The 11,854-nt window shown below is 62.7% G+C and carries 9 protein-coding genes and 2 pseudogenes; 5 read left to right on the top strand and 6 right to left on the bottom strand.

The window, feature by feature from the left end; translation table 11 throughout:
* Positions 1-62 precede the first annotated feature (62 nt).
* Positions 63-776 (top strand): annotated as a pseudogene (locus tag BN1136_RS01760) (class I SAM-dependent rRNA methyltransferase); the annotation flags it as partial.
* A 320-nt stretch (positions 777-1,096) separates the two neighbouring features.
* Positions 1,097-2,287, top strand: coding sequence for an acyltransferase family protein (locus BN1136_RS01755; RefSeq protein WP_043760544.1), 1,191 nt, complete (start codon positions 1,097-1,099; stop codon positions 2,285-2,287).
* 84 nt (positions 2,288-2,371) lie between these two features.
* Here BN1136_RS01755 and BN1136_RS01750 read toward each other — a convergent pair whose 3' ends face one another.
* Positions 2,372-3,016, bottom strand: a complete 645-nt coding sequence (locus BN1136_RS01750) for a glutathione S-transferase family protein (protein WP_043760546.1) — start codon at positions 3,014-3,016, stop codon at positions 2,372-2,374.
* Positions 3,017-3,115: 99 nt separating this feature from the next.
* On the bottom strand, positions 3,116-3,565 hold the full coding sequence (locus BN1136_RS01745) for an EamA family transporter (RefSeq protein WP_043760566.1): 450 nt from the start codon (positions 3,563-3,565) through the stop codon (positions 3,116-3,118).
* A 293-nt stretch (positions 3,566-3,858) separates the two neighbouring features.
* Between BN1136_RS01745 and selD the strand changes: the two genes are divergently transcribed.
* The 3 genes from selD to BN1136_RS01730 are packed head-to-tail and all read left to right on the top strand — an operon-like array spanning position 3,859 to position 6,661.
* Positions 3,859-4,896, top strand: coding sequence for a selenide, water dikinase SelD (selD, locus tag BN1136_RS01740; protein WP_043760549.1), 1,038 nt, complete (start codon positions 3,859-3,861; stop codon positions 4,894-4,896).
* Positions 4,893-6,023, top strand: a complete 1,131-nt coding sequence (mnmH, locus tag BN1136_RS01735) for a tRNA 2-selenouridine(34) synthase MnmH (RefSeq protein ID WP_043760551.1) — start codon at positions 4,893-4,895, stop codon at positions 6,021-6,023. The genes selD and mnmH overlap by 4 nt, the downstream gene beginning before the upstream one ends.
* Entirely contained in the window at positions 6,017-6,661 is a 645-nt protein-coding gene (locus BN1136_RS01730) for an MBL fold metallo-hydrolase (protein WP_043760554.1), read from the top strand. Before mnmH ends, BN1136_RS01730 begins: the two co-directional genes overlap by 7 nt.
* On the opposite strand, the gene BN1136_RS01725 is transcribed toward BN1136_RS01730, so the two are convergent.
* The 4 genes and pseudogenes from BN1136_RS01725 to BN1136_RS01710 all read right to left on the bottom strand — a co-directional run.
* Positions 6,637-7,653, bottom strand: a complete 1,017-nt coding sequence (locus BN1136_RS01725) for a response regulator (RefSeq protein ID WP_043760556.1) — start codon at positions 7,651-7,653, stop codon at positions 6,637-6,639. The two genes, BN1136_RS01730 and BN1136_RS01725, sit on opposite strands and share 25 nt — an antisense overlap.
* Entirely contained in the window at positions 7,650-10,814 is a 3,165-nt protein-coding gene (locus BN1136_RS01720) for a hybrid sensor histidine kinase/response regulator (RefSeq protein ID WP_043760558.1), read from the bottom strand. The genes BN1136_RS01725 and BN1136_RS01720 overlap by 4 nt, the downstream gene beginning before the upstream one ends.
* A 205-nt stretch (positions 10,815-11,019) precedes the next feature.
* Positions 11,020-11,307 (bottom strand): 50S ribosomal protein L25, encoded by a 288-nt coding sequence (rplY, locus tag BN1136_RS01715; RefSeq protein WP_043760559.1) that lies wholly within the window; start codon positions 11,305-11,307, stop codon positions 11,020-11,022.
* 162 nt (positions 11,308-11,469) lie between these two features.
* Positions 11,470-11,778, bottom strand: a pseudogene (locus tag BN1136_RS01710) (hypothetical protein); the annotation flags it as partial.
* Positions 11,779-11,854: the final 76 nt, after the last annotated feature.

Raw genomic sequence — 11,854 nt, 5'->3', positions numbered from 1 at the left:
GCCCTTCCTTCTTGCGCACCGCCACGTCGGAGCGCTCATAGATGCTGCACTCGGGGTAGAGGGTGCGCAAGAAGGAAGGGCTGAAAGAGCGCACCGGCGTCATCCATGGCGAGACCCCGACCGAGCCCGTGATGATCGAGGAGAACGGCGGCGTCAAGATCCTGGTGGACATCCGCAACGGCCACAAGACCGGCTTCTATCTGGATCAGCGGGACAACCGTCAGGCCGCCGCCAAGTACACCGAAGGCAAGCGGGTGCTGAACTGCTTCTGCTACACTGGCGGTTTTGGCGTCTATGCCCTCAAGGGCGGCGCCAAGGAGGTGGTCAACGTGGATCTCTCCCAGAACGCCCTGGACATCGCCCGCCAGAACGCCGAGCTGAACGGCCTGGATACCAGCAACACCCAGTTCGTGCGTCACGACGTGTTCAAGCTGCTGCGGGAATACCGCGAGAAGGGCGAGAAGTTCGATGTCATCGTGCTGGATCCCCCCAAGTTTGCCGAGAGCAAGGCCCAGCTGCTGGGTGCCTGCCGCGGCTACAAGGACATCAACATGCTGGCCTTCCAGCTGCTGGCGCCGGGTGGCGTGCTGCTGACCTACTCCTGCTCCGGCCTGATGGAGCAGAGCCTGTTCCAGAAGATCGTCGCCGATGCGGCCCTCGATGCCGGTCGCGATGCCCAGATCCTGGAGCTGCTCTCCCAGGCCTCCGATCACCCCATCGGCACCGCGTATCCGGAAGGCTTCTACCTCAAGGGCCTGGTGGTACGCGCCCGCTGATCGGCATTTCCTCTCTACCTCTAATCAATCAGGCCCCATTGCGGGCCTGAATTTTTTGACCTCGCTGGCATGTATGCCGCCGCCCCTCCTTGTCTCCACGCAGCCCCCACACTTACCATCGGCTTCAGCTACGCCCTCTTCCCCCCTCTTTGCACAATAAGTGTGCGTTCATGATCACAGTCACACCCATACGACTCTCAATCTCGTATTTTGGTGCCGCCTGAAGCGATCAGGCACCAGGCCGATCGCCCCATCTGGTGGATAGTCGGCACAACAAAAATTGATGTCAGGCCAAGCTGAACATCACAAAGGATCCCGTCATGAATCAATCATTGCCGCTGTTGACACCGCTGCGGGGCATCGCTGCCCTGATGGTGGTGCTGTTCCACGCCAGATTGCTGCTCTTTCCCGAGTGGAAGGAGCCCATCGCCGAATCGACTCAACTCATCGAGAACGGCTATCTCTGGGTCGATCTCTTCTTCATCCTAAGCGGCCTGGTGCTGGCCCACGTCTATGGGGAGGCCTGTTGTGGCCCTCGTCGCACCATCGGCTATGGCCGTTTCCTCTGGCTGAGGCTGACCCGCATCTACCCTCTCTTTCTCGTAACCCTGTTGCTGCTGGTGGGATGGGAGCTTTACAAGGCGCAGCATCAGGTAGGCTTCTATGCCGGCCCCCTGTTCAGGATGTGGGAGTGGGAGGGAATGCCACCCTTCGGCTCTCCCTTCACGCCCCCCGAAGCGCTCCCCGGAGCCTTCTTGCTGCTGCAGGTGCTCACGGGCCATGGGCTGACCTGGAACTTTGCCGCCTGGTCCCTGAGCGTGGAGTGGATAAGCTATCTGTTGTTCCCGCTGCTCATTCCGCTCGCGGTGACCCGCAGCCGCTGGTGTCATCTCGCCCCCGTCATGGCGTTCGCCGTGCTGACCTATATCGTCTTCAGCCAGGGCACTCTGGATGTCACCAGCGGGGCGCTGGCCGTGGGGCGCGGGGTCAGTGAATTCGTGCTCGGGCTCTGGCTGCTCCCCAGAGTCAAGGCAGCCCAGCCTCTGCCCGTGATACAGCGGGATCTGCCGCTGTTGCTGGCCTTTACCCTCCCCTGGGTACTGCTGCAATTCCCCATGACGCCCACCCTGACGCTGCTGCTGATAGGCGCCTATGTGCTGCTGATCTGGATTGCCGCAGCCCAGGGGGACCGGCACAGCCCCTTGCTGCGCCTGCTCGACAACCGCGTCACCAACTGGCTGGGGGATCTCTCCTACTCCATCTACCTGCTCCATGCCCTGGTGCTGCTCACCGGCTGCGAGCTTGTCCATTATCTGGCGCCCGAGTTCACCGCATGGTGGTATGCCCAAACCAATCCACTGTTGGGAGTGGCGGCGACCCTGTTGATGCTGGGGGTGTTGATCGCACTCTCGGCGGTGAGCTATCACCTCTTTGAACGGCCGCTGCAACGCAGGTTGCGTCGCTGGCATCGCCTTGAGGGGTGGCCACGGCCGGCGAAGCAGGAGGATTAACGGGAGGAATAGGCAGACGCATAGCGTCTTTCTTACACAAAACAGGCCCGCGATGCGGGCCTTTTTATGCAAGAGGCGGCGATATCAATCTCGCGGTGGCGCTCCCAGGGGGAAGTAGTGACGATAAGGCCTCGCCTCGTCCACCACCCGGACGATGCTGGGATGGGCCAGCAGCCGGGCACGATAGCTCCGCAGCACGGCACACTCAGCCGGGATAGGGTGAACCCAGTCGGCGTAAAAGAGCGAGGGGGCGGCAGCGCAATCTGCCAGGGTAAAGCGCTCTCCCGCCGCCCAGCGGCGATCGGTGAGATGCTTGTCTAGCCAGGGGTAGATCCTGTCCAGCATGGCCCGCGCCTCGGCAACCCCGAAGCCGTCGCGCTCGGCCGCAGGTCGCAGCCGGTCCATCACCACCTTCTGCATGGGGGTCATCACATAGTTGTCGAACAGGCGATCCAGCATATGCACTTCGATGCCAGCCTCCCCCGCCGGCACCAGGGTGTTGGAGCCGGGATGGCGCAACTGCAGGTATTCGATGATGGTGCTGCTCTCGAGCAGGGTGCGCCCCTCATCCACCAGCACGGGGAAGCGCTTGAGGGGCCATAGGCTGGCGAGCTCGGCCTTCACCGAGGGGGACTCCAGATTATGGTACTCGAATGACAGTGCATTCTCGTAGAGGGCGATCAACACCTTCTGGCTGTAGGACGAGAAGGGATGGGCATAGAGTTTCATCTCACCGGCTCCTTGTATTGTATTCCCTTGGTTGATGTCACCTTCACTTGAGCCATTCACCATGGCGGTCATGACTCTTGTCGCGATGATGGCCCGCCGCTATGGCTCCTTGAAGGCGAGCACCATGACCCCGCTGGCGATGAGGGCGATGCCGAGCCACTCCCGCAGGGAGGGGCGCTCCCCCAGAAACAGGACGGCAAAGATCACCACCAGCACCAGACTGAACTTGTCGATGGGCGCCACCTGGGCGGCAGTACCCAGTTGCAGGGCTCGAAAATAGCAGAGCCAGGACGCACCGGTTGCGAGCCCCGACAGGCCGAGGAACAGCCAGCTGTGGCCGGGGAGCGTCAGCGGGTTGCTCCACTGCCGGGTGGCGGTCACATAGAGGCAGAGCAGCAGGAAGATGAGCCCGGTTCTGATCAGGGTGGCCAGATCCGCGTTGATCTGCGCTACCCCGACCTTGGCAAAGATGGCGGTCAGGGCGGCGAAGAAGGCAGAGAGCAGGGCCCAGCCAAACCAGTTCAGGGTGACAATGGATGAGTCGCTCATGATGATGCCTTGCAATAGGGGGTGAGCTACCTGTAGCAGAGCAGGGAGATAACGAGGATATGGATACTTCTGCCTTCCTCCCCCTCTCAATTGCGAGTCGGATCCCTCATCCTCTTTGTGGCATAATGCCCCGTCCCGTGGCCTTTGGTGGCGCGGTCTGGGCCATCCCCACGCGGCATGCCCAGCCGATTTGTCATGCCACCAGGCTCACCCGTTTTCTGCGATTATCCGCGATACGATGACCGCACCCATATCGCACGCATCACGCGATGCTTGAACCAAGAGGGGTCAGTATGTCTGCCATTCGTCTCACCCAGTACAGCCACGGCGCCGGCTGTGGCTGCAAGATTTCCCCCAAGGTGCTCGACACCATCTTGAAGAGCCAGATCCCGGGCTTTGACGATCCCACCCTGATCGTCGGCAACAGCAGCAAGGATGACGCCGCCGTGGTGGACATCGGCAACGGCCAGGGCATCGTCTCCACCACCGACTTCTTCATGCCCATCGTCGATGATCCCTTTACGTTCGGCCGTATCGCCGCCACCAACGCCATCAGCGACATCTACGCCATGGGCGGCAAGCCCATCGTCGCCATCGCGATCCTCGGCTGGCCCATCAACACGCTGGCCCCCGAGGTTGCCCAGCAAGTGATCGACGGCGGTCGTCAGGTGTGTCACGAGGCGGGCATCTCCCTCGCAGGTGGCCACAGCATCGACGCCCCGGAACCCATCTTCGGCCTGGCGGTGACCGGCATAGTGCCGCTCAACGCCATCAAGCAGAACGACACCGCTCAGGTGGGTGATACCCTCTATCTGACCAAACCCCTTGGCATCGGTATCCTCACCACGGCCCAGAAGAAGGGCAAGCTCAAGCCCGAGCACGAGCAACTGGCCCCCGAGGCCATGTGTACCCTCAACAAGATTGGTCAGCATTTTGCCGCACTGCCGGGCGTACACGCCATGACGGACGTGACCGGCTTTGGTCTGGCCGGCCACCTGCTGGAGATGTGCGAGGGTTCAGACGTATGCGCCCGCCTCGACTTCACGGCGCTGCCGCTCCTGCCCGAGGTGGATCACTACCTGGCAGAAGGGTGCGTGCCGGGCGGTACCCTTCGCAATCACGACTCCTACGGCCACAAGCTTGACGCCATGGATGAGCGTACCCGCAACATTCTGTGCGATCCCCAGACCAGCGGCGGCCTCCTGGTCGCCGTCGGCAAGGAGAGTGAAACCGAGTTTCTCGCCATTGCCGAGCAGGCCGGGCTGTGCCTCTCCCCCATCGGCCAGCTGCAGGCCCGCACCGGCAACCAGTTCATCGAGGTTGTCCTATGAGTGACCTGCCCCTGGTCAGCGATTACACCCGTATTTTCCTGGAGGACGTTCCCCTCATCGATCTGCGCGCCCCCGTCGAGTTCAAGGAGGGGGCCTTTCCCACCGCCGTCAGCCTGCCACTGATGACGGACGAGGAGCGAGCCCGGGTCGGTACCTGCTACAAACAGGAGGGTCAGGCTGCCGCCATCAGACTCGGCCATCAGCTGGTGGGGGGCGCGGTGCGCGCCGCGCGTCTGGATGCCTGGCTGACCCAGCTGCGCCAGCAGCCAGATGCCCTGCTCTACTGCTTCCGGGGTGGCCTGCGCTCGCAAACCGTGCAGCAGTGGCTGGCCGAGGCCGGTGTCACCCGCCCCCGGGTGGCTGGCGGCTACAAGGAGCTGCGCCGCTTTCTCATCGACACCCAGGAGAGCGCCGCCGCCCAGTGCGGCTGGACCGTGCTGACCGGCATGACCGGCTCCGGCAAGACCCATATGCTGGAACACATTGCCCAGGCGGTGGACCTGGAGGGCCATGCCCATCACAGAGGCTCCTCCTTTGGCCAGCTGCCGGGGGGCCAGCCCAGCAACATCAACTTCGAGAACCGCATTGCCATCGAGCTGCTCAAGCGCCGCCATCGGGGTGAAGCCCATTTCGTGGTCGAAGACGAGAGCCGCCTCATCGGTCGCTGCGCCCTGCCCCTGAGCCTCTATGAAGCCATGTGCCAGGCGCCTCTGGTGGTGGTGGAAGTTTCTCAGGAGGAGCGGGCCGAGCAGATCCGCATCGATTACGTGCAGGATCTCTGGCTGCGCTATCTGGAGATGTATGGCCAGGAGGCGGGCTGGCCGCTCTTTGCCGGCTACCTCACCGACGCCATGGCCCGCCTCAAGCGTCGCCTCGGCGACAAGGATCACCGCGAGCTGGACGGCCTGTTGCAAGCCGCCCTCACCGAGCAGGCCGAGACCGGGCAAACCGCCTCCCACCTGATCTGGATCCAGCTGCTGCTGACCCGTTACTATGACCCCATGTACCGCTACCAGCTGGACAACAAGCGCGAGCGGATCCTGTTTCGCGGCGACCGGCAGGCCTGCCTCGCCTTCTTTGCCGAGCAACACGCCCTTCATCCCCACCAGGAGAGTCCCACATGTTGAAGTTCGAGGTGATCCCGGTCACCCAGTTCGCCCAGAATTGTTCCCTCATCTGGTGCGACGAAACCCACCAGGCGGCGCTCGTCGATCCCGGTGGCGAGGCGGACAAGCTGCTGGCTGCCATCGCCAGGCGCGGGCTGACTCTGACCCATATCCTGCTGACCCACGGTCATCTCGATCATGTGGGCGCTGCGGCCCAGTTGCGCGAACGGACAGGCGTTCCCATCACGGGTCCCCACAAGGAAGACGCCTTCTGGCTCGACATGCTGCCCCAGCAGAGCCAGATGTTCGGCTTTGCCCATACCCCGTCTTTCACCCCGGATAGCTGGCTCACCCAGGGGGACAAGGTACAACTCGGGCACTGCGAGCTGGAAGTCTATTTCTGCCCGGGCCATACACCGGGTCATGTCGTGCTGATCAGCCAGGCCGAACGCCTCGCCTGGGTGGGGGACGTGCTCTTTGCCGGCAGCATAGGCCGCACCGACTTCCCGCGCGGTGATCACGCCACCCTGATCCGCTCGATCAGCGAAACCCTGTTGCCGCTTGGGGATGACATTGTCTTCATCCCGGGCCACGGCCCCAGCTCCACCTTCGGGCACGAGAAGGCGAGCAATCCCTACCTGACGCAATCCATCTGGTAATCCCCCCGCGCTTCGCGGGCGTCCCACTGGATCTTGAGGCGCAATATCTCCGGCATGATCTCGAGAAAACGAGCGAGCAGCCGGGGATCAAAGTGCTGGCCGGCACCGTCACGCATGGTGGCCAGCACCCGCTCCAGGGGCCAGGGCTCCTTGTAGGGACGACGCACACTCAGAGCGTCAAACACGTCGGCGATGGCCACGATCCGCGACGCCTCGGGGATCCCCTCGCCGCTTGTTCCTGCGGGGTAACCCGTGCCATCCCACTTTTCGTGGTGATGCAGGGCAATCTCCGCCGCCATGCGGAAGATGGGTCCGTCGGAACGCTTCAAGATCTCGTAACCGATGCGCGGATGGGTACGCATGATGGCCCACTCCTCTTCGGTGAGTGGCCCGGGCTTCTTGAGGATGTGATCAGGGATCCCAATCTTGCCCATGTCATGCATGGGGGCCGCCAGCTCCAGTAGATCCGACTGTTCGGGGCTCCAGCCGACCGCGTCGGCCAGGGCCCGGGCATAGGCGGCCATGCGCCAGATATGCACCCCGGTGTCGGTGTCGTTGTAGTGACCCGCCTCGCTCAACATCACGATGGCGGTGCGGTAGCTGCGCTCGAGCTGCTCGAGGCGCACCAGTGATAGATGGTTGCGCACCCGGGCACGCACCGTGCTTGGGCAGACCGGCTTGTAGATGTAATCCACCCCGCCCGCTTCGAACCCCTGGCTCTCGCTGTCTGCATTGTCACTCGCCGTGATAAAGAGCACCGGGATCCCGGCGTGAGCCGGATCGGCCTTGAGTCGGCGGCATACCTCGTAGCCGTCCATGTCGGGCATGCGCACGTCAAGCAGGATCAGCGCAGGCTCGTGGCGCTCGACGGCAGCCAGCCCCTCCTCGCCCCCCTTGGCGAAGAAGAGGTTGTACTCCTCCTTGAGGATTTGCCGCAGCAGCCCGAGGTTGCTCGGCTCGTCGTCGATGATCAGCACGCGCGGTCTATTCATGGTGCAGACTCCTCCCGATCCCCCAGATACTCTTCCAGCGTGCGGGTCGCGAGCGGGATGTCGAACAGCTCCAGCGCCGCACTGATCTCGTTCACCAGCTTGCAAGGCAGGTAACTCCTGGCCTGGCCCAGCGCAGGCTCTATCAGCTCCAGATCCTCGCTCACCAGGGCCTGGTGCAGGGCGTGCAGGTACACCTCCTGCACCTCACCCTGAACCAGCGGGGAGTTGATGGCTCCCGGCTCGCGACCGGCATAGGTGTCTATGGCCTGCTGCGCCCGCTCCAGCGCCTCGAGGAAGGGGGGAATGAGCTGGCTGGTGTCGCCCCCCTGCTCGATGGCTTCGTTCAGTTCGGCGCTGATGCGTGCCACATCGGTGAGCGACAGGCTGCCTGCCACCCCCTTGATCTTGTGAGTCAGGCTCGCGGCCGCGTCAATCTCGTGCTGAGCGATATAGTCCGGCAACACGGTGCCGACCGTCATGTAGTCATCACGAAAGCGCCGCAGGTATTTGAGATAAACCGATGCTTCACCCCAGTTTCGCAGTCCGGTATCGATATCAATACCAGCGACCAACTCCCGGGCGAAGTCGTTCACGGTGAGCGATGCCACGCTGTCCGGCAGGTAGCGCAGCAGCGTCGCGATGAGCTGTTCCACATCGAGCGGCTTGGCGATGAAGTCGTTCATGCCAGAGGCCAGTGCCGCCTCGCGCTGATCCTTGAAGACACCGGCGGTGAGTGCCAGCACGGGGGTCTCCTCGCGTCCCGGCAGCTGGCGCAGGCGACGGGTCGCCTCGTAGCCATCCATCACCGGCATCTGCACGTCCATGAGCACCAGATCGATGCACCGCGCCGGATCGGCAAGACAGGCCAGGGCCCGCTCTCCGTCGATGGCGGTGATCACCTCGGCCCCCTCTCGCTGCAGCAGGCGGGTCGCCACTTCCAGGTTGATGTCGCTGTCATCGACCAGCAGTACGTGCACACCCGGCAGGCGCAGACGGCGCTGACCGCTCTCCAGCGGTGCCACGTGTTCGCGCTTCTCGTGGATGAGACGCGCCACCGCGTTGTAGAGACTGGAGCCGGTGACGGGCTTGTGCAACACCAGGTCCACCTGATCCGAGCCGGGGCGGCGCATCAGCTCGTCCTGGGAATAGGCGGTCGCCATGATGATGATGGGCGAGTGCTCCTGCCGCTCGAAAGCACGGCGAATGGCGATGCAGGTCTCGAGTCCGTCCATGCCAGGCATCATCCAGTCGAGCAGGATCACGTCGAAGCGCTCCCCCTGACCCAGCAAATGGTGCAGGGCCTGCTCACCGGACTCCACTACCCGTGACTGCCAGCCGAGGGAGCCCACCGTCATCGACAGGGTGTCGCGGGTCACCTGGTTGTCGTCGGCAATGAGCAGCGAAACGTGTTGCAGCCGCTCGTTGAAGGCCTCGGGCTGCGTCACCAGCGCCAAACGGACACGGAACCAGAACTCGCTCCCCTTGCCCAGTTCGCTGGTGACGCCGATATTCCCCCCCATCAGGCTCACCAGGCGGCGGCTGATGGTCAGGCCGAGCCCGGTCCCCCCGAAACGACGGCTGGTGGAGGAGTCGGCCTGGGAGAAGGCATTGAAGATGTTGGCCTGTTGTTCTGGCGGAATGCCGATCCCGGTGTCGCGCACCCGAAACAGCAAGGTGGCCATGCCGTCCTGCTCGGCCTCCAGCTCGACCTTGACCTCCACTTCCCCACGTTCGGTGAACTTGATGGCATTGCCGGTCAGGTTGAGCAGCACCTGCTCGAGGCGAAGGGCGTCCCCAATCAGATGGCCGGCCTGCTCGGGGGCACTACCCACCACCAGCTCGAGGTGCTTGTCGCCAACGCAGGTGGACATGATGGCCGCCACGTGATCCAGCACCTCCTCCAGGCTGAATGGCACCTGCTCGAGCTCGAGCCGGCCCGACTCAATCTTGGAGAAATCGAGGATGTCGTTGATGATCCCGAGCAGCGCATGCCCTGCCTGGTGGATCTTGCGAACCAGCGCACGCTGGCCATCGTCAAGCACTCCCTGTTCGAGCAGGTAGGTCACCCCCATGATGGCGTTCATGGGGGTACGGATCTCGTGGCTCATGTTGGCGATGAAATCCCCTTTGACCCGCGCCAGCCTGGCTGCCTCCTGCTGTGCCAGCTGCTCCCGACGCCAGCTGCGCACCAGCGAGGCCACTCCGATACCGAACAGCAGCAGCAAGGTGGCGCAGGTAGCCGAAATGCTCATCCAGATGTGAGTACGAATGGCCAGCAGCTCGCTGCGTGGCACCATGGAGGCGGCCTTCCAGATCAGCTGATCATGATTCAGTGCCGGGTACAGGGTGGTCCAGCTCCACAGCCCGTCGGCGGACTCGACCTGGCCGTTCGAGGCTCCCCAGAGCGCCTGCCAGGCCTGGGGAGAGGTCAGCCTCAGGGTAAGGTCCGGGCGCTCGAGCATAAAACCCCACTCTTGTGCCGGATCAGGGTTGCGCAGCCAATACCCGTCCTGATTAAGCAGCATGGTATGGGCGGCAGCCTTGCCACTGCTGTTGGCGAACTCCTTGAGCATACGGCCTGCCTGCACGTTGATAAGCAGCAAGCCCAGATCACGGTCCCCCAGGCGCAGGCGCTTGGCGATGCGGATCATGGGGTTGAAGGGGCGATCGATCACCCCGTGTTCGACGTTGAGATCGAGCGGAGAGACGTAGATCCGCTCCCAGGGCAATGCCATGGCATCGCGGAAATAGTAACGCTCTCCCTTGTTCTGCAACTGGTCGTCGGCCACACGCCGTAGATGCGGCCCCTGGCGGTTGATGCGCACCAGCTCCATGCCATCCGGCGCCAGCCAGCGCACCTGGGCATAATCGGGATTACGGTTCATCAGAATGGTGAACTGGGCAGCCATGGTGTCACGTTCATTGCGACCCGCCGCCTCGAGCAGGAGGGGTTCTTCAGACATGCTGCGCACATGGCGTAGCGGCACTGCCAGCTCATCCTCGAGACGGCCGCTGGCGAGTGCCAGGAAGGTGCTCTCATCGCTGCGAAGACGATAAAGTTCGCGCTCGATCAGTGCGTTTCCCAACAGATACCCCCCCACCAGGACCAGTACCATAATGGGTGAGAACAGCAGGAAATATCCCCGTATGATTCCCTTCATGACGGTCAACATTACCCCGTAGATGGACTTGTTCGAATACTTTATATGTGTCAGAGCACCACAACCGGTGTCCTGCTGTCAATCATGCCTACAAGTAAAGACCAATAGAGCTATTTGAGTATTTTATTTTTTGTCGGTAAAAATACAGCAAAAACAAAGAGGCCACCCGATTGGGTGGCCTCTTTACAGGAACGTTCGTTGCCGATTAGACGCGAACGAAGTCCAGGTGAACCAGCTTGTAACGTACCGGGTGACGCTGGATCGCCTTGACGTTAACTTTGACTTCTTCACCGTTGATGACCAGGGTCAGCTCGGAGGAGTAGAACTCCGGCTTCTCTTGGGCCAGGATCAGCTTTTTGTGGTCCAGGGTGATGGACACGGCTTCTTTGCCTGCACCGTAAACGATGGCAGGAACTTGGTCAGCATGACGCAGGCGGCGGCTCGCACCTTTCCCCAGGTCAGAACGGACTTCAGCTTGGAATACGAAAGACATAGTAAGTATCTCTTATAGATGAATGTATGGTGTTGACTGCGACCGGTCAGCACCTCGCAAAACGAGCGCGAATACTAGCATGGGCTCGGGGTGGATACAAGGGACGAACCGCGTGCCATCATACTGGCGGATACGGAGGCGTTCCCCTGCCCCGCACACGCCTCAGCGCCCCTGCTCCAGGCGGGCAAACTGCTGCTGGCGCTGGGCCGGGCTCAGGGCGTCGAACTGCGCCAGGGTCTCCGCTTTCGGGCAATAGAGTCGCTGGCCGGTCTGCACCTTGATCCCCTTGCCCATCCCGGGGCGATTGTCCGCCACCAGCGCCAGCAGATAGCTGTAGGTATCTGAGCCGCTGCCCGCCTGTGCCTGCAACTGGCTCGCGATGCGCCAGAGGGTCTCCCCCGCCGCCACCTGATGACAGACCCGCGCATCCCCCCCTGCCGCCGTGGCAGAGAGGGTCAACGTGGCGCCTTCCGGCGCCACGTTGTCCCTCTCTGCCACGGCGGCAGGGGGGGATGCGCGGGTCTGTCATCAGGTGGCGGCGGGGGAG

The sequence above is a fragment of the Aeromonas taiwanensis genome (assembly GCF_000820165.1).
Classification (GTDB): Bacteria; Pseudomonadota; Gammaproteobacteria; order Enterobacterales; family Aeromonadaceae; genus Aeromonas; species Aeromonas taiwanensis.
Note: the sequence above shows the minus strand (reverse complement) of the source record. Positions and strands in the feature narration are given on the sequence as shown.